The sequence below is a fragment of the Aeromonas taiwanensis genome (genome assembly GCF_000820165.1).
GTDB classification, from domain to species: domain Bacteria; phylum Pseudomonadota; class Gammaproteobacteria; order Enterobacterales; family Aeromonadaceae; genus Aeromonas; species Aeromonas taiwanensis.
The window spans coordinates 47,566-73,830 of record NZ_CDDD01000101.1; the positions used below are offsets into that span (position 1 = coordinate 47,566).

Sequence of the window (26,265 nt, forward strand, 5' to 3'; positions counted from 1 at the left end):
CTCTCCTGCTCTGCTATCCCGACCTGCCCGCAGCGCCTTGCTTCCAAGCCGTTATTACGGCTGCTGATCGGCTCTCAGGTGTCGTGGCCGTATGCCCAGCGCCACCAGCACAATCCCGTACACAGCCCCGCCGAGGCAGAGCAGCAAGGTCAGCTCAAGACTGGCTTTGCCCATGCTCCAGGCGCCCCACTGGGCGAGATCCGGTGACAGGTAGGCGAGCAGCCCCCCCATCAGCACAGTGGCAACCAGCAGTTTGAGGCAGAACACCCCGGTGTTGCGGGAGGGGCGGTAGACATTCTGTTGATAGAGCCCCTTGAACAGCAAGGCGGCGTTCAGGGTGCCAGAACAGGCGGTAGCGAGCGCCAGCCCCACGTAACCGAGCGGGTAAATGAAGATGAGGTTGCAGACCATGTTGGCCACCATGGCCATGATGCCTATCCGCACCGGGGTCTTGGTGTCCTGGCGGGCATAGTAGCCCGGCGCCAGCACCTTGATGAGCATCAGGGAGAGCAACCCTGTGGTGGAGGCCAGCAAGCTGGCGCTGGACATGCTCACCTCGTGCAGGCCGAACTCGCCGCGCATGAACAGCACCCGCAGGATGGGCTCACGCAGCACGGCGATGCCCACCATGGCGGGCATGCCGAGCAGCATCACCATACGCATACCCCAGTCCATGGTACGGGAGAAATCTGCCGGATCCGCATCCACATGCTTGCGGGCCAGGGCTGGCAGGATGACGGTGCTGATGGCCACCGCGAACAGGCCGAGGGGAAACTCCAGCAGGCGATCAGAGTAATACAGATAGCTGATGGCACCGGTGGCCAGGAAGGAGGCCAGCATAGTGTTGATAAGCAGATTGATCTGGCTGACCGAGACACCAAACAGGGCCGGGATCATCAGGGTACGGATCTTCACCACCCCGGGGTGATGCCAACCCCACTTGGGCCAGACCAGCATGTTGAGCTGGCGCAGGAAGGGATACTGGAACAGGAACTGTACTAGTCCCCCGAGGAAGACACCGATAGCAAGCGACAGCTCGGGGCGATCCAGCAAGGGGGCAATCCACCAGGCGGCCCCTATCATGGTGATGTTGAGAAACACCGGCGTGAACGACGAGACCGCGAAACGGCCGAAGGTGTTGAGGATAGCCCCCGCCATGGCGGTAAAGGTGATGAACCAGAGATAGGGGAAGGTGATCTTGAGCATCAGGCTCGCCAGCTCGAACTTCTCGGCCGCAGGCCCGCCGTGTAGCCAGTCCCAGAACCAGCCCCACCCGAAGATGGCGGTCAGCACCCCTGACCCCAGCACCCCCAGCAGGGTCACTATGGTGACGATGCCGCCGAGTGTCCCCGCCACTGCGGCCAACAGCTCACGGAGCGCCTGCTCGTCACCGTTTTTCTTGTACTCCGTCATCACGGGCACGAACGCCTGGTTGAACGCCCCTTCTGCAAACAGGCGGCGCAAGAAGTTGGGAATGCGATTGGCGAAGAAGAAGACGTCTGCGGCCACCCCGGCACCGAGCAGATTGGCGATGACCACATCGCGCACCAAGCCCATCACACGGGATGCCAGCGTCATTCCGGACACTATCATGCCGGATTTGATCAATTTCTTACTCAAGACGAGGCCTCTGGAACTGTCGGAAAGAAAAGAATGCTGTTAGAATCGGCCGACAGTTTAACCGTCTCCCATCTGACACACCACCGGGGGGCGGTGTTTATTTGCACAAATCATTTGACAATATGTGGTTGGGAAGGCATATTTCCGGGCCTTTTCAATACACTCGCTAAGACAGTTTTAGGAGTTTTACCTTGGCTAACATCAAATCTGCTAAGAAGCGTGCTCTTCAGTCAGAGAAACGTCGTCAGCACAACGCCAGCCGTCGTTCCATGACCCGTACCTACCTGAAGAAAGTGATCGCTGCCATCGCCTCTGGCGACAAGGCTGCTGCCACTGCCGCTTTCGCTGTTGCTCAGCCGATCATGGATCGTATGGCGACCAAAGGCCTGATCCACAAGAACAAAGCTGCTCGTCACAAGAGCCGCCTGTCTGCCCAGATCAAAGCCATGGCTTAATCAGCATCCGCTGATGAAAGCTGAAAAAACCGGCCTCAGTGCCGGTTTTTTATTTGGGGTCGCTGCAGTACAGTCTGTGCAACAACCCTATCATCTCCCGTACCTCAACGCTGCGCAGGGAATAGTAGACCGTCTGGGCCTCTTTTCTTGTCGCAACCAGCTCATCCCGGCGCAATACCGCCAGGTGTTGTGATAGAGCCGATTGACTCAACCCAAGCACTTCGTTCAACTCGCCGACCGACAGCTCCCGCTCCAGCAACTGACACAGAATGAACAGTCGCCGCTCATTGGCCAACGCCTTGAGCAGGGCCACCGCACGTCCGGCATTCGCCTCCATCTCTTCCAACTGCATCTCGTACCTCTTCCTGCGAGGCGGGGATCATAGCCCCGGCCTCGACGATTTAAAATGACAGGCTTGCCGGCTGAATGGTGGCGAAGTCCTCCTGTCCGGCAAACAGGAAGGAGAAGTCACTCTCGCACACCCGTTTTACCGCCGGATGCTGGATCATCCGCTCGGCGAAGATGACATAGTACTCCTCCATCAAATCCTGGGTCTCCCCCAACAGCATCACCTCTTCCCCCTCCAGGATCTCCTCCCGGTAGATGGTTGGCGCCATGAAGATGCCCTGGTTGAAGAAGCCGAACGCCTTCATCAGCGCCGCGTCGTCGAATTCTCCCAGGATGCTGGGGGAGATACCCTGCTGCTCGAACCACTGGGTCAACTGGCGCCCCATGGCGGTGCGCCGTCCGGGAATGAGCAGCTTGCGTTCCTCCAGGCAGGCCGGGAATGGCAACGATGGCAGGGGAGCCTTGCAGAAGAAGCTGACGCCACAGCCCCCCAGCCGCTTGGAGAGCAGACCGGCATGTTGGCTGGAGTCCACCGGACAGTCGGAGAGGATCATGTCCAGCTTGTGTTCGCTGAGCTGCTCCAGCAAGAGTTCGTGGGTCGATTCGAAGCAGCGCAGGTGGATGGAGCCATCGTTCGGGATGACGGAGAGCAGCACCCGGCTGGCCAGACGCTTGGAGAGGGCATCGGCAATGCCGACATCGAACAGGACCTGGCTCTCCTTGCGATAGTTGACGATATCCAGCATCTCGTAGGAGAGGCTGAACATCTTGTCGGCATAGCGAAACACCAGCTGGCCAAGTTCGGTGGCTTCGAGGGAACGACCTTTCCTGATCAGCAACTTGCCGCCGAGGCGCTGCTCGAGCAACTTGATCTGACCGGTGACGGTCTGCGGGGTCAAAAAGAGGGCTTCCGCCGCTTGCGTGACGGAGCCCTTCTTCTGAGTCATCCAAAAATAGTAGAGATGGTTGTAGTTAAGGTGTGACATCCGATGGGGTTCCCGCGCCAGGCGGGCTCCGGTAGCAGCTGAGTTCAACCGCCAGAATGTCATACATGTCGCTGATCGAGTCAACCTTGTTCGCGCCGAACTGCTGTTGCAGATGCGCCTTGAGACGGGCCGCATCCGGCATCCGCTCGTTGCAGTAGCGCTTGTTGGACTGCTTGACCCGCTCGCCGGCACGGCTGCTCAGGGCCCGTTCGGCAAAGGTCTCGCCGAACCTGGCCTTGGCCTGCTGATCTCCCAGCATCAGGGCGCTGTCGACCACCCCGTTGAGGTAGGCCGAGCAATTGGCCGATGCCGCATCCTGCTGGCAATCGGCCAGGCTATTCGCCCAGATTGCAGGGCTCGCCAGCAGAACTAACCATCCGAGTCTTTTCATAACCCCTCCGTGCTTTGATTAGCCTCCCCCCTCGGCAGCGATATCCGCAGGGCGATGTAACCAGCCACGGCCGCCAGGGTGGAACCCGCCAGGATCCCGAGGCGGGAATAGCTGCCGTAATCCACTCCGCCATGCTCGAACGCCAGCGATGCGATGAACATCGACATGGTGAAGCCGATGCCACACAGGATGCTGACGGCAAAGATCTGTTTGAAGTTCACTCCCTTCGGCAGCTGGGCAACCCCGAGCTTCACGGCCAGCCAGCTGATGGTGAAGATCCCGAGCGGCTTGCCGACAAACAGCCCCAGAATGATGCCCATGGGCAGCGGGCTGAGCAGGGCTGACAGAGAGATCCCCTCAAGCGACACCCCTGCGTTGGCAAAGGCGAACAGCGGCAGGATGAGGAAGGCGCTCCAGGGGTGCAGCACATGCTCCAGATGCTTGAGCGGCGACGCATAACGCTTGCCGTTGAGCGGGATCATGAAGCCCACGATGACGCCAGCCAGGGTCGCATGGACACCGGACTTGAGCACGGCCACCCAGAGCACCAGCCCTACCAGCATGTAGAGCCCGATCCTGTCCTCACCGCGACGGTTCATCCACAGCAGGGTCAACGTGGCCGCCACCCCTATTGCCAGTGCGCTCAGCGACAGCTGCTGGGTATAGAACAGGGCGATGATGACGATGACACCCAGGTCATCCATGATGGCCAGCGCCAGCAGGAATACCTTGAGACTGGTCGGTACCCGCTTGCCCAGCAACGCCATCACCCCGAGGGCGAAGGCGATGTCGGTCGCGGCCGGGATGGCCCAACCAGCCCTGGTCGCCTCGTCTCCGTAGTTGAAGAAGCTGTAGATGAGCGCGGGGGCCAGCATGCCCCCCACGGCGGCAATGGCCGGGAAGGTGGCCTGCACCCGGGATGAGAGCGCCCCTTCCAGCATCTCCCGTTTGACTTCAAGCCCGACCAGCAGGAAGAAGATCGCCATGAAGCCGTCGTTGATCCAGAGCAGCAGCGGTTTGTTGATGTCGAGCGCCGCGATGCGAACCTGCACCTCGGTGTTGAGGAAGCTCTGATAGTGCTGCGCCAGGGCGGAGTTGGCCAGACCGATGGCCACGAGGGCGGCCAGGATCAGAATTATTCCGGAAGCCGACTCCAGTTTGAGGAATCTCTTGAACACGTCACTCATAAGCTAACTACCCATAAAATTGCATTTTTGCAGTCTAGAGTCCGAGGTAATTAATGAAAAATCGTTTCTAACAGCCAATAACAACGAAAAAACCGAAGGCAAAATGTTGCATGCCTGCTATAAGCACTGGATATCCTGCCTTGTCAGCAGACACTCTCATTCTATTTTTTGAATATAAATTCATTTAAGACATAAAAAAGGCGCCCGCAGGCGCCTTTAAAACGTGAGTGTCGAGTTGTCGTCATACAGAGCCTCACGGGAGATATCTCCCCCACACCGTATGCGAGATCAGATGGCGACGGGCGCCTTGATCCCCGGGTGGGGATCATAGCCCTGGATTTCGAAATCTTCGAACTGGTAGTCGAAGATGGAGTCAGGCTTGCGCTTGATCACCAGTCGCGGCAGCGGTCGTGGCTCGCGAGAAAGCTGCAGCGCCGTCTGCTCCATGTGGTTGGAGTAGAGGTGTACGTCACCACCGGTCCAGACGAAGTCACCCACTTCGAGATCGCACTGCTGGGCCATCATGTGGGTCAGCAGGGCGTAGCTCGCGATGTTGAACGGCAGGCCGAGGAATACGTCGCAACTGCGCTGGTAGAGCTGGCAGGAGAGCTTGCCGTCCGCCACATAGAACTGGAAGAAGGCGTGACAGGGGGCAAGCGCCATCTTGTCCAGCTCACCCACGTTCCAGGCGGAGACGATGATGCGGCGAGAATCCGGATTGTGCTTGATGTCGTCCACCGCCTTCTGGATCTGGTCGATGACAGCCCCGTCGGCGGTCGGCCAGGAGCGCCACTGGGCGCCGTAGACCGGGCCCAGATCGCCGTTCTCGTCGGCCCACTCGTCCCAGATGCTGACGCCGTTCTCTTTGAGGTAGGCGATGTTGGTATCGCCGTCGAGGAACCAGAGCAGCTCGTGAATGATGGAGCGCAGGTGACACTTCTTGGTGGTCACCAGCGGAAATCCTTCTGCCAGATTGAAGCGCATCTGATGACCAAAGAGGGAAACGGTCCCGGTCCCGGTGCGATCGGATTTGACTGTCCCCTCGTCCAGGATCTTCTGCATCAGGTCGAGATAGGCGCGCATTACTTGGCCTCCTTGGTGGCATTGCCGAACAGACGCGGCTGCTTGTAGGCGGCCCAGATCATGAGTGCCCCGGCTACTATCATCGGGGTAGAGAGGATCTGGCCCATGCTGATCTCGTTGAAGTAGAGGCCCAGCTGGCTGTCAGGTTGACGGACGAACTCCACCAGGAAGCGGAACAGGCCGTAGAACAGCAGGAACATGCCGGAGATGGCGCCGCGGGGCGGGTGCTTGCGCCAGAACAGGTTCAGGATGATGAAGAGCACCACCCCTTCCAGGGCGAACTGGTAGAGCTGGGAAGGGTGACGCGGCTCTGGGCCCGCCTCCGGGAAGATGATGGCCCAGGGCACATCGGTGACCCGGCCCCACAGCTCGCCGTTCATGAAGTTGCCGATACGGCCGACGCCAAGGCCAAACGGAATGAGTGGTGCCACAAAGTCAGCCACAGTGAAGAAGTGGCGCTGGGTCTTGTGGGCGAACCAGATCATGGCGGTGATGACCCCGATCAGGCCACCGTGGAACGACATGCCCCCGGTCCAGATCTTGAACAGGTAGGTCGGGTCGGCGAGGAAGAGATCGAAGTTATAGAACAGCACGTAGCCGATGCGGCCACCCAGGATCACCCCGAGGAAGCCATAGAACAGCAGATCCGACACCTCGTTGCGGGTCCAGCCACTGTTCGGCGCATCGGCGCGGCGCCCCGCCAGCCACATGGCGAAGGCGAAGCCAAACAGGTACATGAGACCATACCAGCGTACCGATAGTGGTCCCAAACTGAATGCTACGGGATCAATCTGCGAGAAAACCCAATATCCGTCGTGCTGCATAAGCGGCCCCAATCATAAGAAAAGCCGCATTCTCCGATCATTCTTACGCAGTAACAAGACGGAATATCAATCTGGCAACTTCACCTTGTGGCCCGCCCGCAGCAAGCCCCCCAGTCCGTGCTCTTCCAGATAACGGGCGAACAGGCCGCGCAGCACGTGGGGATTGTCGTGCTTGAGGCCATCAGCCAGCAGCGCCTTCAGTTCATCGAGATGGGACTGTCGCAGCACGTACTTGATGCGAGAAATGTTGTGGGTGTTCATGCTGAAGCGGCGATAGCCCATGGCCAGCAGCAGCAGTACGCCCACCGGATCGCCGGCCAGCTCGCCGCACACGGACACTGGCTTGTGATAGCGCCGGGAGGTGTCGACCAGGAGTTGCAAGGCACGGATAACGGCGGGATGGAAGGCGTCATAGATGCTGGCGACCCGGGCATTGTTGCGATCCACCGCCAGCAGATACTGGGTCAGGTCGTTGCTGCCCACCGACCAGAAGTCGATGAGGGGCGCCATCTCCGGCAGGATATAGAGCGCGGAGGGCACTTCTATCATCACCCCGAGGCTGGGGTAGCGGATCACGGCATCGCGGCTGGCTGCCTCCTCCGACACCTCGCGCCAGGCCTGATCCAGCAGGCGACGGGAGGCCTTGATCTCACTGACGCTGCTGATCATCGGCAGCATGATGGCCAGGTTGTCCAGCCCTTCGCTGGCCCGCAACATGGCCTTGAGCTGCACCAGGAACAGTTCGGGGTGATCCAGGGTGAGCCGGATCCCCCGCCAGCCAAGGAAGGGATTTTCCTCCACGATGGGGAAATAGGGCAGCTGCTTGTCCCCCCCCACGTCCAGGGTTCGCATGCAGACCGGGCGATCCCGATAGGTCTCCAGGATCCCGCGATAACGGGCGGTCTGCTCCCATTCCGAGGGAAAGCTGTCCTGCAGCATGAAGGGGATCTCGGTACGATAGAGCCCGACCCCGTCCGCCAGATGATTGAGGGAGATCTCGGTATCGGCGCTGAGCCCGGCGTTGAGCAGCAGAGAGACAGGGGTACCGTCGGCAGTTTCGGAGGGCAGGCTGTCGACGCTGCGCACCAGGGTATCCAGGGCCCGCTCCTCGCTCAGCAGCTGCCGGTACTCGGTCAGGATCACCTGGTTGGGTTCGATGAAGAGATCGCCGCTGTAGCCATCGATGACCAGGGTGCGTCCGCCGATATCGCCGAGGGGCAGATCCACCCCCATGATGGCAGCCACCCCCATGGCACGGGCAAGGATGGCGGCATGGGAGTTGGTGCCCCCCTTGAGCGACACCACGCCGCTCAAAAATTCCCGCGGGATCTCGGCGAGTATGGTGGCGGTCACCTCGTCGGCGACCAGCACCACGGGCTCGCCTATGGTGAGCTGCTCGGGCTCGTCCTGCACCAGGCGGCTGATGAGCCGCTGGGCGATGTCTTTCACATCGGTGGAACGCTCCCTCAGGTAGGGATCCTTCATCCCCTTGAACTGCTCGATCAGGCGATCGCTGACGAGCTTGACCGCGGAGATCGCGGTCCAGTGCTCCTTGCTGACCTTGTTGCGGATGGGCTTGATATAGCCGGGATCATTCAGCAGGTGCAGATAGATGTCGAAGATGGCGACCGAGTCCTGGCTGTAACTCTCGCGAAAGCGCAGGGCCAGGCTCTCAAGATCGTGGCGCACCTCCTCCACCGCCAGCTCGAGACGGGCCAGCTGCTTGGCATGATCCTCGTCCTTGCGCGGGGTGATGGTGTTGAGCGCCTTGCGCGGACGCCACACCCAGGCCTTGGCAATGGCGATGCCGCTCGCCCCGGCGATGCCGCGCAGCGGCTTGCTCCAGTCCGTCTTCTGCAACCACCCCTTGGCCTGGGCATGGGCGATACGGGCAGCGAGCTGCGCCGCCAGCGTGACCATGAAGGACTCTTCCCCCTCATCGAAGAAGCGGCTCTCCTTCTGCTGTACCACCAGAATGCCCACCACCTGGCGCTGGTGCATGATGGGCGCACCGAGGAAGGAGCGGAACGCCTCCTCGGCCACATCGGGCAGGAACTTGAAACTGGGATGTGCGGGCGCATCGGCCAGGTTGATCAGCTCTTCACGCTGACCCACCAGACCGACGATGCCCTGCTCGAATGGCAGGGTGGCCTTGCCCACGGCCGACTCGGCAAGACCATCGGTGGCCGCCAGCCGGTAGCGACGCATCTCGGGCTCGGCGACATAGACGGAGCAGCAGTCCACCGTCATGGCGAGCCTGGTCTGGCTTACCAATGCTTGCAGGGCCTGTTCGAGGGTATTGGCCTCGGCCATGCTCTCCACGATGCGTCTGAGTTCCGTCAGCAACTAGTCATGCTCCTTAGCGCGAGCGGTTGCGCCGCCCATCCTTTCGATTAGCCTGCACCACGGGGACTGGCATCGCCAGCGGGGCAAACTCCTTCATCACCCGGCGGTAAACTTCCCGCTTGAAGGAGACGACCTGGCGAACCGGGTACCAGAAGCTGACCCAACGCCAATCATCAAATTCCGGGTGACCATGACAGCCAAACTGGATCCTGGACTCTTTGCCGGGATCGAGCTGCAACAAAAACCATTTCTGCTTCTGGCCAATACAGACCGGTGAACTGTCCCAACGGACAAGACGCTTGGGTAAACGATACTTCAGCCAGTTGCGACTGGTCGCCAGTATGGTCACATCGTCCGGCTTGAGGCCTATCTCCTCATACAGCTCACGATACATGGCCTGTTCCGGCGATTCACCATCATCAACCCCCCCCTGCGGAAACTGCCAGGAGTGCTGCCCATAGCGCTTAGCCCACAATACTTGTCCGTCACGGTTACAGATCACGATGCCGACATTGGGACGAAATCCGTCACCATCTATCACGTGATCACCTTATAAAGGCTGAATCTATAAAGGGATTGTTCCACATTCACTCCGTGGCGGCAAACAGGGACTGTCATCTTCCATTCATGAATAACTTGCTATTTCAAGCAAAGTTATAAACAAACCAGAGGCACAAGCCGGGCAAGTTGCCCACCCAGACTGTGCATAAACCTGTGATCAAGCAGGTATATACAGTAGTTTGATACTGTGGCCTCTCACGGAGTCATATCATAACCGATTCATCAGATAACAGAATATGCATTTAAATACATAAACTTAGACTTTGATTACTGGATCTGGATCCATGCGTTTCGCCCCCAAGGATCCTCCATGTCAATTGTGAACAAGTTCGACTGCTCAAAGATCCATCAAGGCTGATTTATCCACAGATATGGCGCACTATCTGCACCGAAATGGCGAGAAAAATTGGCGTGCTCTCACATTTATTTCTGATGAAGAGCTCCGTATCACCACTTTCCCCCAGTTATCCAAGATTTCTGTGGATAAGTATGTGAAACAGCCGACCCAAACCCTTGGACAACTCATTCGAGCGGAGATCTCCCCCTTTACCAGGCTGGATAAAAAAGACAAATTCCTTTAAAATCATCGCGATATACATAAATCAACGATCTCCCCCCCTCTGTGCATAGCTGGACAGGGATCGGTTACAAAATCGACGATCCTTGGCAAGGATCCACCTTGCCAGGACCGTTCTCACTCACAGGAGCCCTCATGCCCGCCAATCCCCAGTCAGAACAGGAGCTGCTGGCCCGCGCCTACGCCATGGCGGGCCTCACCCTGGCCCAGCTCGCCGCGACGGCAGGGATCCCGGTTCCGCAGGATCTCAGGCGTGACAAGGGCTGGACGGGGCAGCTGATCGAGTGGCAGCTAGGAGCCAGCGCAGGCAGCCGGCCCGAGCAGGACTTCCCGGAACTCGGCATCGAGCTCAAGACGATCCCTGTCGATCCTCAAGGGCGACCGCTCGAGACCACCTTTGTCTGCGTGGCCCCCCTCATCGGGATCAGCGGCCAGCGCTGGGAGGAGTCGAACGTGCGCAACAAGCTGTCACGGGTCCTCTGGATCCCGGTGGAAGGGAGCCGCGAGATCCCGGTCGGCGAGCGCCGCGTCGGCATGCCCCTGCTGTGGAGTCCGAGCGAGGAGGAAGAACAGCTGCTGCGCCAGGACTGGGAAGAGCTGATGGACATGATAGTGCTGGGGGAAGTGGAGCAGATCAGTGCCCGCCACGGCCAGGTCATGCAGCTTCGCCCCAAGGCGGCCAACAGCAAGGCCCTGACCCGGGCCATCGGCCGCAATGGCCAGCCGATCCAGACGCTGCCCCGTGGCTTCTATCTGAAGATCGACTTCACCTACCAGCTGCTGCAGCGCCATTTTGCCCTCCCCGGTTGATCTTGCTTATCAACATCCTTGTCATAAAGTGGTATAAAAATAACCAACCCTACTTTCTTCGCAGCCAGTGACAAGGAGTCAACATGCCGATCAACAAGCAATTTCTGAAATCGCGTCCCGAGGTCAAGGTGACCTTCGCCGTGGAAAAGGAGGCCGCAGGCGAGGCCGAACAGGTACTGCTGCTGGGTGAATTCAGCCAGTGGCAGCCCATAGAACTGAAAAGAATGAAGAGCGGGGAGTTCAAGGCGACACTCAACCTGCCCACCGATGGTCCCAGCCATTTCGAATACTGCTATCAGCTGGTGCAACCGAACGGGGAGACCCTCTACGACAACGATTGGGAAGCGGATGACTATGTGCCCGGCCCCTTCGGACGGGACAACTCTGTGGTGCGGGTCAGCCAGACCGGCTGAGCTCGACGCTTGCAGACTCTGGAAACAAAAAAGGCTCGCCATTGGCGAGCCTTTTCACTACCTGTCGAGCTTTTCGCCGACATATCGACACCAATTCGAATCGAATTAGTTGAGCTTCTCTTTGATACGAGCAGCTTTACCGGACAGGTTGCGCAGGTAGTACAGTTTGGCGCGGCGAACATCACCACGACGCTTCAGTTCTACACTGTGGATCAGCGGAGAGTGAGTCTGGAATACACGCTCAACACCTTCGCCGTTGGAGATCTTGCGAACGGTGAAAGCAGAGTGCAGACCGCGGTTACGCTTGGCAATCACGATGCCTTCGAAAGCCTGCAGACGCTCTTTACCACCTTCTTTAACACGAACTTGAACACGTACGGTGTCGCCCTGGGCAAAAGCCGGGATGTCGGTACGCAGTTGCTCTTGTTCAAGCTGCTGAATAATCTTGCTCATTGTCTTTCCTTACCTAGGATAAACTGAAAACTCTACTAAACGTTGTCACGCAGTTCGCGGACATACTCGGCAAGAAGTGATTCTTGCTCGTCAGTCAGAGCTAGGTTGTTAATAAGTTCCGGCCTTCTTTGCCAGGTTCGTCCGAGCGATTGCTTGAGTCGCCAGCGCCGAATCACTTCGTGATTGCCGCTTGTCAGCGCCTCGGGCACCGTCAACCCATCCAACACCTCCGGCCGAGTATAGTGGGGATGATCCAGCAGGCCATCCGTGAAGGAGTCCTGCTCGGCACTGGCCTGATCGCCCAAAACCCCCGGGACCAGACGCGAAACCGCATCGATCAGGGTCATGGCAGGCAGTTCGCCACCACTTAACACGTAATCTCCGATAGACCACTCTTCGTCGACTTCGGTTTGTATCACGCGTTCATCGATACCTTCGTATCGACCGGCTACCAGAATCAGTTTCTGATTCGTCGCCAACTCGGTTACGCCCGCTTGAGTCAGCTTGCGTCCCTGAGGAGAGAGATAGATGACTTTCGCCCCGTCTCCCGCCGCTTGCTTGGCTGCATGAATGGCATCACGCAGCGGCTGAACCATCATCAGCATGCCGGGCCCACCACCATAAGGACGATCATCGACCGTACGGTGTTTGTCGTGGGTAAAGTCCCGGGGGTTCCAGCACTCAATCTGCAGCAGGCCACTCTTGACGGCCCGACCCGTTACCCCGTGCTCGGTAATGGCTCGGAACATTTCAGGGAAGAGGCTAATGACCCCAATCCACATAAGAAACCTCCGGCACCCGTATCAGCGCGGGAAACTAGAAACCAGGATCCCAATCAACTTCGATTGTTCGAGCAGTCAGATCAATGTTCTTGATCACCTGCTCTTCCAGGAACGGAATCAACCGCTCCTTTGCACCAAAGGCATCTTTTACATTGGCCTCAACCACCAACACATCGTTGGAGCCGGTTTCCATCAATTCGGTCACCTTGCCCAGGTCGTATCCCTTGGTGGTTACCACTGTGCAACCAATCAGGTCACGCCAGTAGAACTCCCCTTCGGGCAACGCAGGCAACAGATCGGCGGGGACGCCAATCTCGACGTTGGTCAATGCCAGGGCTTCCTCGCGCACGTCGATACCATCGAGTTTGCAGATCAGACCCTTGTTGTGACGCTTCCAGGACGAAACCCGAATCTCACGCCACGCCCCGTTCTGATTGATCAGCCAGGGGTTGTAATCGAAAATCGCTTCGGCAACATCGGTGAAGGAGTTCACTTTAAGCCAGCCCTTGATCCCGTAAACGGTCCCCAGGGTGCCCAGAACTACAGGTTTTTCCACCTTAACTCCCTACCGTTTGGCTGATTAAGCAGCTTTGGCAGCGTCTTTGATCAGCTTGGCAACGCGGTCAGAAACAGCGGCACCAGTAGCAACCCAATGCTCGATACGAGCCAGGTCCAGGTTCAGCTTTTCAGCGTTACCAGCAGCAACCGGGTTGAAGAAACCAACGCGCTCGATGAAACGACCATCACGGGCGTTACGGCTGTCAGCAACTACTACCTGGTAAAACGGACGCTTTTTCGCGCCACCACGTTGTAAACGAATGGTTACCATATCGTCCTCATTAACATCTAATGAACAAGGCCCGCAAACACGCGGACCCTAGCTTAAAATAAGCCGCATAATTCTACTTGGATTCGTAATAATTGCAACCAAGCCAGCCATTTTTTGCGCAGAGCCCTAATGAAAAGGGCCTGCCGATGGCAGACCCTCTCTCAATACGGCAGGGATGATCAGAACGGGCCGCGGCCGCCGCCGAAGCCGGGGGGGAGCATATTCTTCATCTGGCTCATCATCTTGCGCATCCCACCCTTGCCGGACATCTTCTTCATCATGCGCTGCATCTCGGTGAACTGCTTGAGCAGCTTGTTCACGTCCTGCACCTGCATGCCGGAGCCCGCAGCGATGCGGCGCTTGCGGGAGCCCTTGATGAGATCGGGGTGGGCACGTTCCTTCGGGGTCATGGAGCTGATGATGGCCTCCATCCGTACGGTGAGCTTGTCATCCATCTGATCCTTGACGTTGTCCGGTAGACCGGACATGCCGGGCAGCTTGTCGAGCATGCCCATCATGCCGCCCATGTTGCGCATCTGGGCCAGTTGCTCGCGGAAGTCTTCCAGATCGAAGCCCTTTCCGCTCTTGACCTTGCTGGCCAGCTTGGCCGCTTTTTCCTTGTCGACGTTGCGCTCCACCTCCTCGATGAGAGACAGCACGTCCCCCATGCCGAGGATGCGGGAGGCGAGGCGGTCCGGGTGGAAAGGCTCGAGCGCGTCGGTCTTCTCACCCATACCGATGAACTTGACCGGCTTGCCGGTGATGTGACGCACCGACAGGGCAGCACCACCGCGGGCGTCGCCGTCCGCCTTGGTGAGGATCACGCCGGTGAGCGGCAGCGCCTCGTTGAACGCCTTGGCGGTGTTGGCTGCATCCTGACCCGTCATGGCGTCGACCACGAACAGGGTCTCCACCGGCTTGATGGTGGCGTGAAGGTGCTTGATCTCCTCCATCATCTCGCCGTCGACGTGCAGACGACCTGCGGTATCGACGATCACCACGTCATAGAATTTCTTGCGTGCGTGGTCGATGGCTGCGGTGGCGATGGCGACCGGCTTCTGGGTGGCATCGCTCGGGAAGAAGTCGACGCCGATGTCGCCGGCCAGGGTCTCCAGCTGCTTGATCGCTGCGGGGCGATAGACGTCGGCACTGACCACCAGTACCTTCTTCTTGTTGCGCTCCTTGAGCAGCTTGGCCAGTTTGCCGACGGTCGTGGTCTTACCGGCGCCCTGCAGACCCGCCATCAGGATGATGGCCGGCGGCTGGGCTGCCAGGTTGAGCTGCTCGTTGGCTTCCCCCATCACGGTGACCAGCTCGCCGTGCACTATCTTGATGAAGGCCTGGCCCGGGCTCAGGGACTTGGCCACTTCCTGGCCTACCGCCCGCTCCTTGACGCGAGCGACAAAGTCACGCACCACCGGCAGGGCGACGTCCGCCTCGAGCAGCGCCATGCGGACTTCGCGCAGGGTATCCTTGATGTTCTCTTCCGTCAGGCGACCACGGCCGCTGACGTTGCGCAGGGTGCGCGAGAGTCGTTCAGTCAAATTCTCAAACATGACGCTTTCCGGTTCTTGGCGTGACGATGGGGGCATTATACCCCGATCCGCACTGTGGGGACGATGACTCGCCGCTTGTGGCGGCAACCCGCCATCGGGCGGGCAAATTAACCAATGAGGGCATTATACCCTCACTAACACTGCAGGGATGATTGCGTGCCGCTCTTGTGGCGGCCCCCATCGGCGAGCAGGTTAACAAATGGGGGGCATTATACCCCAGTCAGTGCCCGAGGACGATTATTCACCGCAAGGGGCAATCAGCGACTACTTATATGTGGGCAGTTAGCCCCTGGCACAACTGGCGAGCATATCTTGTGCAAGGTATACTGCCCCTCTTATTCCCTAAAGCTTGTTTGACAACGACCTGGTTATGATCGTGATCTCTGTTCTGGCCCTGGCGTTTTACCTGCTGGCCATCATCGCCTCACTGCACCTGCTGCTCAGCGCCAAGCCTGTCGGGCAAGTTCCGCTGTTTGCCTGTATCGGCCTGGCCCTGACCGCCCATGGCGTGGCGGTCGGCAGCGAAGTACTGGCCACCCATTCCGGCCAGAACCTCAGCATGCTGAACGTGGCCTCTCTGGTCAGCCTCATCATCAGCTGCTTCATGACCTGCGTCACCCGTCGCTTCAACGGCTGGATCCTGCTGCCCGTGGTCTACAGTTTCTCTGCGTTGCTGCTGGCTGCCAGCGCCCTGATCCCCGGCCGCTATATCACCCATCTGGAGGCACATCCCCAGCTGTTGCTGCACATCGGTCTCGCGCTGATGGCCTACTCGGTACTGATGATCGCCTGCCTGTTTGCACTCCAGCTTGCCTGTCTCGACCGGCAACTCAAATCCAGGAAGATCAGCCACCTGCCGGCCATGCCGCCCCTGATGACGGTAGAGAGACGCCTGTTCCAGCTCATCTCGGCGGGGTTGCTGCTGCTGACACTTTCCATCGCCTCCGGCCTGTTCTTCCTGGAAGACATGTTCGCCCAGGGCAAGTCCCACAAGGCCATCCTCTCCATCCTGGCCTGGTGCGTCTACGCCCTGCTGCTGTGGGGCCACCACACCCGCGGCTGGCGGGGCCGCAAAGTCATCATGCTGAGCCTCGTCGGCAGCGTTATTCTGACCCTGGCCTATTTTGGCAGCCGCTTCGTCAAGGAAGTCCTGCTCAGCTGACCACCCGCTTCCCCCTCAACCACCCATACAGGAGCCCTGCTTGGACAGTATCTCAACGAGTACATTGCTGATTGTTCTCGTTATCTTGATCCTTTTGTCAGCCTTCTTCTCCAGTTCCGAAACCGGTCTGATGTCCCTCAACCGTTACAAGTTGCGGCACCTTGCCCAGACCAAGCACAAGGCCGCCCGCCGGGTCGAAAAGCTGCTCGCCAGGCCGGACAGGCTGCTCGGCCTCATCCTCATCGGCAACAACCTGGTCAACATCCTGGCCTCCGCCATTGCCACCATCGTCTGCATTCGCCTGTTCGGGGATCTCGGCGTCGCCATCGCCACCTTCGGCCTGACCCTGGTGGTGCTGGTCTTCGGGGAAGTGACCCCCAAGACCCTGGCCGCCATGTTCCCGGAGAAGATTGCCTATCCCGCCTCCTGGGTGCTCAAGGGGCTGATGGTTCCCCTCTCACCCTTCGTCTGGCTGATCAATGGCATCACCAGCGGCCTGCTCAAGATGCTGAGGATCAACCCGAACACGGACGACTCCCTCAATACGGAGGAACTGCGCACCATCGTCAACGAGGCGGGCAGCCTCATCCCCCAGCACCACCAGGAGATGCTGATCAGCATCCTGGACCTGGACAAGATGACGGTGGAAAACATCATGGTGCCCCGCAGCGAGATCTCCGCCATCGACATCAACGATGACTGGAAGGTCATACTGCGCCAGCTGGCCCACTGCGCCCACACCAAGACCCTGCTCTATCGCGACAACATCGACGACGTGGTCGGCTTCCTGCACGCGCGCGACGCCCTGAGGCTGGTCGCGCGGGATCAGTTCAGCAAGTCCAGCCTGCTGCGGGAGGTCGATCCCATCTACTTCATTCCGCAGGGCACCCCTCTCAACGTGCAGCTGGCCAAGTTCCAGCGCAACAAGGAGCGGATAGGGCTGATTGTCGACGAATATGGTGACATCCAGGGGCTGATCACCCTGGACGACATCCTGGAAGAGATTGTGGGCGACTTCACGACCTCCATGGCGCCGGCTCCCAGCGACGAGATCCATCCCCAGCCGGACGGCACCTTCCTGGTCGAGGGCTCGGCCAACATCCGCGAGCTGAACAAGGAGATGAACTGGCACCTCCCCACCGACGGCCCGCGCACCCTCAATGGTGTGATCCTGGAGTACCTGGAAGAGATCCCCCAGCCTAACATCAGCGTCAGGCTGGCGGGCTATCCCATCGAAATCGTCGAAGTGGAGAACAACATGGTGAAGATGGCGAGGATCATGCCGCACCTGTACCGTGACGACTCGGATTACGAAGATTGAAAAAAAGGCTGCCGATGGCAGCCTTTTTCGTCTCACTCGTTCTCGTCATCCGGCTCCAGCACCAGGGTCGGGATCAACTCGCCAAACACCTGCTGCAGCTCGTCACGGTTGGCCAGCAGATCTTTCAGTGTGTAGCCATCCATCACGGCGAGGAAAGCGTTCATCGCCTCCTTCAGGGCGCTCTTGAGCAGGCAGACGGAGACGATGTGGCAGACCGGTGAACCGCAATCGATGCCGTCCAGATTGCCTTCCAGCGCCCGGATCACCTGGCCTATGTTCACCTCTTCCGGCGCGCAGGCCATGCGGATGCCGCCGTTCTTGCCACGCTGGGACTGCAGGTAACCCAGCTTCACCAGCTGGTTCACCACCTTCACCATGTGGTTGCGGGACACGTCGTACAAGGCGGACACCTTGGCCACGCTAGACAGTTCACCCTCCGGCAGGGTGGCCAGATAGAGCAGGGCTCTCAATCCAAAATCGGTATAGCTAGTCAGTCTCATAGTGCCTGCGGCGCATAGCGCAAAGAATTGATGATTGATCCAGGTCAATTAAACATTTAGGATGCAACTTAGTAAGTGACATTCCAGATGCTTAATTAAAAGGGACCTCCTATGTTAGACCAAGCCACCATCGCCGTCATCAAGAGCACCATTCCTTTGCTCGAATCGGCGGGTCCTGCCCTCACCCAGCACTTCTACCAGCGCATGTTCAGCCATAATCCGGAGCTGAAGGATGTGTTCAACCTGGCGCATCAGCGCAGTGGCGGACAGCCGCTGGCGCTGTTCAGTGCAGTGGCAGCCTATGCCAGGAATATCGACAACCTGGGGGCCCTGGCCGGTGCCGTGGAGCGCATCGCTCACAAGCACACGGGCTTCCTGATCCAGCCGGAACAATATCACATTGTGGGTAGCCATCTCTTGGCCACGCTCAAAGAAATGGGCGGTAGCGCGGTCACCGACGAGGTACTGGCGGCCTGGGGCAAGGCGTATGGGGTGCTGGCCGACATCTTTATCGGCCGGGAGGGTGAACTCTACCGGGAGAAGGCAAGCCAGGAAGGTGGCTGGCAGGGGACCCGCCCCTTCCTCATCAAAGAGAAACGCCAGGAGAGCGAGCTCATCACCTCCTTCGTGCTGGCGCCCGTCGATGGCAAGCCCGTGCTGCACTTCAAACCGGGGCAGTACATCAGCATCAAGCTGGTCCATCCCGATCTCGAGCATCAGGAGATCCGCCAATACTCCCTCTCCGATGCACCCAACGGCCGCGACTACCGCATCAGCGTCAAGCGCGAGCCACAGGGACAGGCCTCCAACCTCTTGCACGACAAGCTTCACGTCGGTGACGAGGTGGCACTGATGCCGCCGGCGGGTGACTTCTTCCTGCAAGAGGAAGCCACCACCCCGGTGGTGCTGCTCTCTGCCGGGGTGGGGCTCACCCCCATGCTGAGCATGCTCAACCACCTGCTGGCCGGTCAGCATCAGGCCGAGATCCGCTGGCTGCACGCCTGCGAACAGGGTGCCCTGCATGGGTTTGGAGAAGATATCCGGGAAAAGAGCCGGCAGCACGCGCACCTGCAGAGTCGCACCTGGTACCGGATCCCCGGCGAGCGGGACGTGCAGGGGGTGGACTACGACTTCAGCGGCACCATGCAGCTGGAGCAGGTCACCGACCTCATCCCGGCCAACGCCCACTACTATTTCTGCGGCCCCGTCCCGTTCATGAAGTCGGTGAAGGAGCAGCTGGGCAATCTGGGCGTACCTGCCGGGCGGATGCACTACGAGGTCTTCGGTCCCCATCAGGAGATCTGATCCCGACTCACCGCCATGCACAGATGACAAGGCCCGGACACCTAGGTGTCCGGGCCTTCTTCATGATGTCTGGCCGCCTGGGATCAGCGCATCGCCTTGGCGCGGGCGATGGCATTGGCGGGCATGCGATTGCCGAGCCGACTGAGCAGGCTCGCCGCCTTCTGGTGAGCCGCCTTGTCGCCGATGACGGCACCGTGCAGCCAGTGATAGGCCTCCTCGTAATCCAGCGGGCTCCCCATGCCCTGCAGCAGCATCTCGACCCACTCCATCTGTGCTCGCAAGAAACCGAGGCTGGCGGCTTCCCGCATCAGGGTCTCGGCCCGCACCAGATCCTTCTGGACCAGAATGCCCTTCCAGTAATAGCGGCCGAGCTGTTCCAGCGCGGGTGCCAGCCCCTGGTTGGCGGCATCCCACATGTACTGCACGCCTATCTGGGCGTCTGGCTTGATGCAGACCCCCCAGGCGAGCATGTCCCCCCACAGGAACTGATAGGCGGGGATCTTCATCACCGAAGCCCTCGCCTCGATGTCCTGGGTCAGCTGGCATCTGTCCTGCTTCACTCTGGCCAGATGGCGCCCCTGCTCTATCCAGTTGAGCAGCTCGTCCTGCCGATAGAGCGGCACCGCCTGCAGATCACCGGTGGCGGGTGACACGGGCGCCGCCTTGGGCAAGGGTGCCGCAGCTGGCGCAGTCGCTTCCGGGACTGCGGCTGCCGGAGTAGGCGCCGGTGCCGTCGACTCCGGCACTGGAGCCGGGGTCGCAGCCGAGGGCAATTGTGCCGGCGAGGGCGTTGTCGAGGCGGGGGCGAGTGCCGTGGCAGCCGAGGGGGCCTGAACAGACGCAGCCGTTCCCCCCTGAGTGGGCGCGGCAGCCGACACCGGCTCGGCCCCCTGCACGGGGAGGCTGCACAAACCGACGATGGCGATGAGGGTACTGGGTTTCATCATAGGGATCTCCTGCTGCCCTCTGTTATCGGCAGCCGGGTCCATCTCCTTAGCCCGCCACACGCCGCCAAAAACGACAAAGGGGAGCCGAGGCTCCCCTTATGAACGGCGCTGCGTCTTATTTGACGAAGTCGACGCCCAGCTGGATGTCGGCCTTCAGAGTGGCCAGCATGCTGTCCATCGCTTCCTGCTCGAAGGCGCTCAGCTTGCCGTAGTCCAGCACGGTCTCGACGCCGTTCTTGCCGAGCAGCACCGGCTGCGCGAAGAAGGTGGCGTGCTCGCCGTTGCCTTCCACATAAGCGCACTCGATGACGTTGGCTTCGCCCTGCAGGCCCTTGATGAGCGACAGACCGAAGCGGCAGGCCGCCTGACCCATGGAGAGGGTGGCAGAGCCGCCACCGGCCTTGGCTTCCACCACCTCGGTACCGGCGTTCTGGATGCGCTTGGTCATGGCAGCGACTTCTTCAGCGGTGAAGCTGGCACCTTCGACCTGGGAGAGCAGCGGCAGAATGGTCACGCCACTGTGGCCACCGATAACGTTGACGCGCACCTTGTCGACGTTCAGACCCTTGGCGGCAGCCACGAAGGTCTCGCCACGGATCACGTCCAGGGTGGTGACGCCGAACAGGCGACGCTTGTCATAGACACCGGCCTTCTTCAGCACTTCGGCGGCGATGGCGACGGTGGTATTGACCGGGTTGGTGATGATGCCGATCAGCGCTTTCGGGCAGGAGGCGGCACACTTTTCCACCAGATTCTTGACGATACCGGCGTTGATATTGAAGAGATCGGAACGATCCATGCCGGGCTTGCGCGCCACGCCGGCGGAGATCAGCACGACATCGGCGCCGACCAGAGCCGGGCTCGGATCTTCACCGCAGAAACCTGTTACTTTCACGTCAGTCGGGATATGGCTCAGATCTGCCGCCACGCCCGGGGTGACCGGTGCGATGTCATACAGGCTCAGTTCGGAACCGGCAGGAAGGCGATTTTTCAACAGCAGAGCGAGGGCTTGGCCGATGCCACCGGCGGCACCCAGAACGGCAACTTTCATGATCAACTCCATGTCTAAGCGTAGGTTTAAGGTTGTTTCTAGTTGGGGTATGGCTGTCTTTTATTGTGCGCCTCACCTTAAAGGATCCCCTCCTAAAAAACAATCTGATAACAGTTGTAATCACAGGTTCTGTGAGCCAGGGAACAAGCGGCGACGAAAGCGGAGAGGAATATGCGATAAATGGGAGGAAAGACACAGATTTCCTGTGCCACCCTCACCATTAAGAGGTAAATACGACTGCTTCAGGACTGGAATGCCAGTGCCCTGCGCTCACACCAGCGGAAACCTATTGTTAACAATCCATTCATGGTCAGGTAGAGGGCGCCGGCCACGGTAAACACCGCCAGGGTGTCATAGGTCTGGGCGTTGAGACGCTGAGCCAGCCCCATGATGTCCATGATGGTGATGGTACTGGCGAGCGAACTGCCCTTGAGCACCAGGATCACCTCGTTGGAGTAGGCGGGCACCAGTCGCCGGGCGGCGTGGCGCACCTTCATCCACAGGGTCTGTCCGGCGGAGAAGCCGAGTGCGCGGCAGGCCTCTACCTCACCGGCGGGGATGGCGTCGAGCGCCCCCTTGAACAAGCGGGTGGAGTAGGCGGCGGTGTTGAAGCCAAGCGCCAGCACGGCGCAGAACCAGGGCTGCTTGAGCAGCGGCCAGAGCGCGCTCTGTTTAAGCCACTCGAACTGTCCAGGCCCATAGTAGATAAGGAAGATCTGGATGAGCAGCGGCGTACCGGTGAAGACCAACACCCAGAGCTGCACCAGCTGGGTCGCCACCGGCAGGCGGCGCTCCAGCACCCAGGTCATGCCGGCCGCCAGCAGCACCCCGAGCAGCAGGCTGAACGCCGTGAGCTGCAAGGTGATGGCCAATCCTCCCAGCAGGGTCATCAGGTAATCCTGCATCATCAGCCTCCGTAACGGCGGGTATAACGGGCCGCCAGCTTGAGACCGAACTCACTCACCAGGCTGATGGCCAGATAGATGAGGGCGGCGGCGGCGTACCAGGTAAAGGGTTGATAGGTACTGGCAGAGGCCATCTGGGCCTGGCGCATCATCTCGTTCACCCCGATGAGGGAGACCAGGGCGGTGTCCTTGAGCAGCACCAGCCACTGGTTGCCCAGCCCCGGCAGGGCGTGACGCCAGGCCTGGGGCAGCACGATGCGAAAGAAGGTGTGCCCCTTGCCCAGTCCCAGCGCCAGCGCGGCCAGCCGCTGCCCGGCGGGCACCGCATTGAGGGCGGCCCGCAGGGTCTGGGTGGCATAGCTCGCGAACAGCAGGGAGAGGGCCAGCACGCCGCAGGCGAACGGGCTGAACTCCACGTATTCACCTGTGATGAGGAAGAGCACCTGGGTCGAGCCGAAGTAGATGAAGAGCACCACCAGGAGTTCGGGCAGGCCGCGGATCAGGGTGGTCAAGGTGGCCACCGGCCACACCAGGGCAGGCCGCTTGCTAAGCTCGGCGGCGCTGAACGCCAGCGCCAGTACCATGCCCCCGACCAGGGATGCCAGGGCCAGCCCTAGGGTCATCCAGGCTGCATCCAACAACAGGCTCAACATGGCTTACTGCGCGAAGTACTTGTCATAGATCTTCTGATAGGTGCCGTTGGCCTTGATCTCGGCCAGCCCCTTGTTCAGCTGGGTCAGCAACTCCTGGTTGCCCTTGGCCACCGCGATGCCGAAGCCGGTGCCGAAGTACTTGGCGTCGGTCACGGGGGAGCCGATCACGCTGTACTCCTTGTGCTGCTTGAGCCAGTCGGCGGCGACTGCGGTATCGGCAAACACACCGTCGGTACGGCCGTTCATCATGTCGAGGAAGGCGCTCTGGTAGCTGGCGTACGGCACGGTCAGCAGACCCTTGCCTACCCAGTTGTCCACCAGATAGGACTGGTGGGAGGTGCCGTTCTGCACGCCGACTGTCTTGTCCACCATCTCTTCCGGCCCCTTGAAGGCGCCCTTCTTGGCGACGAACACGGCGGAGTTCTCGTAATAGATGTCGGAGAAGTCGACCTGGGCAGCCCGCTCCGGGGTCACGTCCATGGCGGCGATGGCGGCGTCATAGCGACGGAACTTGAGGCTCGGGATCAGGCTGTCGAAGGCCTGGTTGTGGAAGCTGCATTCCAGCTTGGCCTGGGCGCAGATGGCGCGGGCCAGATCGATGTCGAACCCCTGAAACTCGTTCTTGTCGTCCAGGTATTCGAACGGCGCGTAGGTAGCCTCGGTGGCGAACTTGATCTCTTTCGCCAGCACCTGGGTGCTCAGCAGGCCCATGGCGGCGACCAGCAACAGACTCTTTTTCATGACAGCTTCCTTATCGATTCAATATCAATGCATCAAGAATTCGGCAAACCGGCTGGTTTGCGGGGCCTGGAAGATGGCGGCGGTGCCGGATTCGATGATCCGCCCCTTCTCCAGATAGATCACCTGACTGGCCACCTTGCGGGCGAACTCCACCTCGTGGGTCACCACTACCTGGGTGATGCCGGTCTGGCTCAGGGTGCGGATGATCTCCGCCACCTCTTTGGTAATTTCAGGGTCGAGGGCCGCGGTCGGCTCGTCAAACAGCAGCACCTGGGGATCCATCATCAGGGTACGGGCGATGGCCACCCGCTGCTGCTGGCCGCCGGAGAGGCGAGCCGGCCAGGCATCGCGCTTGTCGGCCAGTTGCAGCTGGGCCAGCAGGTAGGCGCCCTTCTCGATGGCGGCCTCACGGCTCATCCCCAGCACCTTGACCGGGGCTTCAAGCAGGTTCTCCATCACGGTGAGGTGAGGCCACAGATTGTACTGCTGGAACACCATGCCCACCTTGCGACGCAGCGCCTGAGCCTGACGGTTGAACTCGGCGGCGGGAAGGGTCGACGGGAAAGAAAATTCACTGCCTGCGATGCGCAGCACACCGGCATCCGGGGTGTCCAGCAAGTTCATCATGCGCAGCAGCGAGCTCTTGCCCGCCCCGCTCGGTCCCAGCAATACCAAGGTCTCGCCGGGGGCAGTCCGAAAACTCACCTGTTGCAGCACCGGCACCTTGTGCCAGGATTTTTCGACGCCGATTAATTCGATACCCATACAGCCCAACTGAATAAGTTTTCAAAATTTCGTCCTGATTCTAGCGTCAGCATACGTTGATGCAAGCTATATTTGAATCAATATGCAGAACAAGCGCCGCTTCCTTGCCAAAACAGGCATATGAATGCAAAATAGCAGCGCTGTTCGTATCTGCCGCCTGAGCGTGACAGGCGGTCACCACCCTCACTCGTGAGTCCAAGATGAAACATAACGACAAGCAAGAAAAACTGGCCAAGGCCTTTAAAGCCTTGCTGAAAGAGGAGCGATTCGGCTCCCAGGCAGAGATAGTGACTGCCCTGCAAGAGATGGGCTTCGAGAACATCAACCAGTCCAAGGTCTCGCGCATGCTGAGCCGCTTCGGCGCCGTTCGCACCCGCAATGCCAAGATGGAGATGGTGTACTGCCTGCCGGTGGAACTGGGCGTCCCCACTACCTCCAGCCCCCTCAAGAATCTGGTACTGGACGTCGACCACAATGGTGCCCTGGTGGTGATCCACACCAGTCCGGGTGCGGCCCAGCTCATCGCCCGCCTGCTCGACTCCCTCGGCAAGGCCGAAGGGATCCTCGGCACCATCGCCGGTGACGACACCATCTTCATTACCCCGACCAGCGACACCGACATCGAGGAGCTCTACCTCTCCGCCCTCGAGCTGTTCGAACAGACCCCGTAAGGGGATCCACCGCCCAGCGGCGGTCGCGCCAGAACGCAAAATCCCGGCCAAGGCCGGGATTTTTGTTATCTGCAGACCGGGCTTATTTGCCCTGGGCCACCAGGAAGTCGACGGACGGCGCGAAGAAGGCCGCCCCGGTCACCGCCCTGGTGAAGCGCAGCAGGTGATCGAAGTGGCTGCCCTCCCCCTTGTACATGCTGGCCAGCATGGCGTTGAAGTGCAGCGGCGTGCGGCAGCAGGAGATGAAGTAGAGCCCCTGCTCGCTCATGGTGCCCCAGGGCATGCTCTGGCGCAGGATCTCCATGGACTCCCCCTTGGGGGTCTTGAGGTTGACCCGCTTGATGTGGGAGGTGAGCGGTTTGTCGGCAGACTCGTACTCGATGTTGTCGGCCTTGGTGCGACCTATGATGTCTTCCTGCTCCTTCAGGGCCAGCTTCTCCCAGTCGCTCATGGCGTGGACCCAGCGCTGAACATGGATGTAGGAGCCACCGGCGAATTCGCCCCCTTCGAGCAGCGCCACCTCGGCCCTGTGATCCTCCTGCGGGTTCTCGGTGCCGTCGACGAAACCGGTCAGATCGCGACAATCCAGATTGCGGAAACCACGCACCTCTTCGGCCAATTCCACCAGGCCGGCCAGCAGGGCCATGACGCGCTGACCGGCATGATGCAGCACGTCCACCCGATCGGCACGCAGTTGCACGAACAGATCGAAGGGAGTATTCGGCGCAGTCTGGCCATTGGCGGACTGTGCCATGAAGCCGCGGAACTGGGGCGGACGGGCGGCGGGGTAGAGGTCATCCCAGGCATCGGCGCCCACGGCGATCAGACCGCTGAAGCCGGCATCGGGGAAATCGGCGCTCACCGACTCCCACAAGGTCGGCAGCCTGGCCAGACGGGCCGTCAGTTCGGCGGCATCACCGGTGCGGTTGAACATCAGATAGAGGGCGTGCAGATTCGGCTCTGCGCAGATCCCGGCTTGGGCTTTCATGTCTCTCTCCAAAGGCGTTGGCTATGGGCGTGGCG

General features: G+C 60.0%; 29 protein-coding genes. 7 read left to right on the plus strand and 22 right to left on the minus strand.

Annotation, left to right across the window (positions count from 1 at the left end; all coding sequences use genetic code 11):
- Positions 1 to 54 precede the first annotated feature (54 nt).
- On the minus strand, positions 55 to 1,620 hold the full coding sequence (gene murJ, locus BN1136_RS17815; RefSeq protein ID WP_043757680.1) for a murein biosynthesis integral membrane protein MurJ: 1,566 nt from the start codon (positions 1,618 to 1,620) through the stop codon (positions 55 to 57).
- A 191-nt stretch (positions 1,621 to 1,811) separates the two neighbouring features.
- Between murJ and rpsT the strand changes: the two genes are divergently transcribed.
- Entirely contained in the window at positions 1,812 to 2,075 is a 264-nt protein-coding gene (rpsT, locus tag BN1136_RS17820) for a 30S ribosomal protein S20 (protein ID WP_005308808.1), read from the plus strand.
- A 49-nt stretch (positions 2,076 to 2,124) separates the two neighbouring features.
- Here the strand turns inward: rpsT and BN1136_RS17825 are convergent, their stop codons facing one another.
- From BN1136_RS17825 to rppH, 8 genes are all read right to left on the minus strand, one after another.
- Complete coding sequence (locus tag BN1136_RS17825; protein WP_043757678.1) at positions 2,125 to 2,427, minus strand: ArsR/SmtB family transcription factor; 303 nt, start codon at positions 2,425 to 2,427, stop codon at positions 2,125 to 2,127.
- Positions 2,428 to 2,476: 49 nt separating this feature from the next.
- Positions 2,477 to 3,409, minus strand: coding sequence for a transcriptional activator NhaR (gene nhaR / locus BN1136_RS17830; protein WP_043757675.1), 933 nt, complete (start codon positions 3,407 to 3,409; stop codon positions 2,477 to 2,479).
- Complete coding sequence (locus BN1136_RS17835; RefSeq protein WP_043757673.1) at positions 3,396 to 3,800, minus strand: hypothetical protein; 405 nt, start codon at positions 3,798 to 3,800, stop codon at positions 3,396 to 3,398. The genes nhaR and BN1136_RS17835 overlap by 14 nt, the downstream gene beginning before the upstream one ends.
- Complete coding sequence (nhaA, locus tag BN1136_RS17840; protein ID WP_043757670.1) at positions 3,797 to 4,987, minus strand: Na+/H+ antiporter NhaA; 1,191 nt, start codon at positions 4,985 to 4,987, stop codon at positions 3,797 to 3,799. The genes BN1136_RS17835 and nhaA overlap by 4 nt, the downstream gene beginning before the upstream one ends.
- A 288-nt stretch (positions 4,988 to 5,275) precedes the next feature.
- Positions 5,276 to 6,070 carry a thymidylate synthase gene (gene thyA, locus BN1136_RS17845; RefSeq protein ID WP_043757667.1) on the minus strand — a complete coding sequence of 265 codons (795 nt, stop codon included), beginning with the start codon at positions 6,068 to 6,070 and terminating at the stop codon, positions 5,276 to 5,278.
- A complete protein-coding gene (lgt, locus tag BN1136_RS17850) occupies positions 6,070 to 6,894 on the minus strand; it encodes a prolipoprotein diacylglyceryl transferase (RefSeq protein ID WP_043757665.1) in 825 nt (274 codons plus the stop codon). The genes thyA and lgt overlap by 1 nt, the downstream gene beginning before the upstream one ends.
- A 66-nt stretch (positions 6,895 to 6,960) precedes the next feature.
- On the minus strand, positions 6,961 to 9,240 hold the full coding sequence (ptsP, locus tag BN1136_RS17855; protein WP_043757662.1) for a phosphoenolpyruvate--protein phosphotransferase: 2,280 nt from the start codon (positions 9,238 to 9,240) through the stop codon (positions 6,961 to 6,963).
- Between the two features lie 13 nt (positions 9,241 to 9,253).
- Positions 9,254 to 9,781, minus strand: a complete 528-nt coding sequence (gene rppH / locus BN1136_RS17860; RefSeq protein ID WP_082035008.1) for an RNA pyrophosphohydrolase — start codon at positions 9,779 to 9,781, stop codon at positions 9,254 to 9,256.
- A gap of 732 nt (positions 9,782 to 10,513) precedes the next feature.
- On the opposite strand from rppH, the gene mutH reads away from it, so the two are divergent.
- Both mutH and BN1136_RS17875 read left to right on the plus strand, forming a co-directional pair.
- Positions 10,514 to 11,188 carry a DNA mismatch repair endonuclease MutH gene (gene mutH, locus BN1136_RS17870; RefSeq protein WP_043757658.1) on the plus strand — a complete coding sequence of 225 codons (675 nt, stop codon included), beginning with the start codon at positions 10,514 to 10,516 and terminating at the stop codon, positions 11,186 to 11,188.
- An 83-nt stretch (positions 11,189 to 11,271) separates the two neighbouring features.
- A complete protein-coding gene (locus BN1136_RS17875) occupies positions 11,272 to 11,601 on the plus strand; it encodes an isoamylase early set domain-containing protein (protein ID WP_043757654.1) in 330 nt (109 codons plus the stop codon).
- A 105-nt stretch (positions 11,602 to 11,706) separates the two neighbouring features.
- Here the strand turns inward: BN1136_RS17875 and rplS are convergent, their stop codons facing one another.
- The 5 genes from rplS to ffh form a co-directional block, all read right to left on the minus strand.
- A complete protein-coding gene (rplS, locus tag BN1136_RS17880) occupies positions 11,707 to 12,054 on the minus strand; it encodes a 50S ribosomal protein L19 (protein ID WP_005313505.1) in 348 nt (115 codons plus the stop codon).
- Positions 12,055 to 12,089: 35 nt separating this feature from the next.
- Positions 12,090 to 12,836 (minus strand): tRNA (guanosine(37)-N1)-methyltransferase TrmD, encoded by a 747-nt coding sequence (gene trmD / locus BN1136_RS17885; protein WP_043757649.1) that lies wholly within the window; start codon positions 12,834 to 12,836, stop codon positions 12,090 to 12,092.
- 34 nt (positions 12,837 to 12,870) lie between these two features.
- Positions 12,871 to 13,392: a ribosome maturation factor RimM gene (gene rimM, locus BN1136_RS17890; RefSeq protein ID WP_043757647.1), complete on the minus strand. Its 522-nt coding sequence runs from the start codon at positions 13,390 to 13,392 to the stop codon at positions 12,871 to 12,873.
- Positions 13,393 to 13,416: 24 nt separating this feature from the next.
- Entirely contained in the window at positions 13,417 to 13,665 is a 249-nt protein-coding gene (gene rpsP, locus BN1136_RS20060; protein ID WP_010673084.1) for a 30S ribosomal protein S16, read from the minus strand.
- Between the two features lie 179 nt (positions 13,666 to 13,844).
- Positions 13,845 to 15,221, minus strand: coding sequence for a signal recognition particle protein (ffh, locus tag BN1136_RS17895; protein ID WP_043757643.1), 1,377 nt, complete (start codon positions 15,219 to 15,221; stop codon positions 13,845 to 13,847).
- Between the two features lie 370 nt (positions 15,222 to 15,591).
- On the opposite strand from ffh, the gene BN1136_RS17900 reads away from it, so the two are divergent.
- Positions 15,592 to 16,383 (plus strand): cytochrome C assembly family protein, encoded by a 792-nt coding sequence (locus tag BN1136_RS17900; RefSeq protein ID WP_043757788.1) that lies wholly within the window; start codon positions 15,592 to 15,594, stop codon positions 16,381 to 16,383.
- A 40-nt stretch (positions 16,384 to 16,423) separates the two neighbouring features.
- Complete coding sequence (locus BN1136_RS17905; RefSeq protein WP_043757640.1) at positions 16,424 to 17,704, plus strand: HlyC/CorC family transporter; 1,281 nt, start codon at positions 16,424 to 16,426, stop codon at positions 17,702 to 17,704.
- Between the two features lie 32 nt (positions 17,705 to 17,736).
- Here the strand turns inward: BN1136_RS17905 and BN1136_RS17910 are convergent, their stop codons facing one another.
- On the minus strand, positions 17,737 to 18,204 hold the full coding sequence (locus BN1136_RS17910; protein WP_043757639.1) for an Rrf2 family transcriptional regulator: 468 nt from the start codon (positions 18,202 to 18,204) through the stop codon (positions 17,737 to 17,739).
- 111 nt (positions 18,205 to 18,315) lie between these two features.
- On the opposite strand from BN1136_RS17910, the gene hmpA reads away from it, so the two are divergent.
- Positions 18,316 to 19,509 (plus strand): NO-inducible flavohemoprotein, encoded by a 1,194-nt coding sequence (gene hmpA, locus BN1136_RS17915; protein WP_043757636.1) that lies wholly within the window; start codon positions 18,316 to 18,318, stop codon positions 19,507 to 19,509.
- 83 nt (positions 19,510 to 19,592) lie between these two features.
- Here the strand turns inward: hmpA and BN1136_RS20550 are convergent, their stop codons facing one another.
- The 6 genes from BN1136_RS20550 to BN1136_RS17945 all read right to left on the minus strand — a co-directional run bounded on the left by BN1136_RS20550 (position 19,593) and on the right by BN1136_RS17945 (position 24,571).
- Positions 19,593 to 20,180, minus strand: coding sequence for a tetratricopeptide repeat protein (locus BN1136_RS20550; protein ID WP_043757634.1), 588 nt, complete (start codon positions 20,178 to 20,180; stop codon positions 19,593 to 19,595).
- 391 nt (positions 20,181 to 20,571) lie between these two features.
- Positions 20,572 to 21,507 (minus strand): malate dehydrogenase, encoded by a 936-nt coding sequence (mdh, locus tag BN1136_RS17925; RefSeq protein ID WP_043757632.1) that lies wholly within the window; start codon positions 21,505 to 21,507, stop codon positions 20,572 to 20,574.
- 242 nt (positions 21,508 to 21,749) lie between these two features.
- A complete protein-coding gene (gene artM, locus BN1136_RS17930; RefSeq protein ID WP_043757631.1) occupies positions 21,750 to 22,412 on the minus strand; it encodes an arginine ABC transporter permease ArtM in 663 nt (220 codons plus the stop codon).
- A 2-nt stretch (positions 22,413 to 22,414) separates the two neighbouring features.
- Positions 22,415 to 23,065 (minus strand): arginine ABC transporter permease ArtQ, encoded by a 651-nt coding sequence (artQ, locus tag BN1136_RS17935; protein ID WP_043757629.1) that lies wholly within the window; start codon positions 23,063 to 23,065, stop codon positions 22,415 to 22,417.
- Between the two features lie 3 nt (positions 23,066 to 23,068).
- A complete protein-coding gene (locus tag BN1136_RS17940) occupies positions 23,069 to 23,806 on the minus strand; it encodes a transporter substrate-binding domain-containing protein (RefSeq protein ID WP_043809018.1) in 738 nt (245 codons plus the stop codon).
- A gap of 24 nt (positions 23,807 to 23,830) precedes the next feature.
- Entirely contained in the window at positions 23,831 to 24,571 is a 741-nt protein-coding gene (locus BN1136_RS17945) for an ATP-binding cassette domain-containing protein (protein ID WP_043757618.1), read from the minus strand.
- A 200-nt stretch (positions 24,572 to 24,771) separates the two neighbouring features.
- Here BN1136_RS17945 and argR point away from each other — a divergent pair, with 200 nt between their 5' ends.
- Positions 24,772 to 25,242 carry a transcriptional regulator ArgR gene (gene argR / locus BN1136_RS17950; protein ID WP_005308670.1) on the plus strand — a complete coding sequence of 157 codons (471 nt, stop codon included), beginning with the start codon at positions 24,772 to 24,774 and terminating at the stop codon, positions 25,240 to 25,242.
- Between the two features lie 82 nt (positions 25,243 to 25,324).
- On the opposite strand, the gene BN1136_RS17955 is transcribed toward argR, so the two are convergent.
- The gene (locus BN1136_RS17955; RefSeq protein WP_043757609.1) at positions 25,325 to 26,230 is read right to left on the minus strand and encodes a Dyp-type peroxidase; all 906 of its coding nucleotides are present in this window, start codon (positions 26,228 to 26,230) and stop codon (positions 25,325 to 25,327) included.
- Between the last annotated feature and the right edge of the window lie 35 nt (positions 26,231 to 26,265).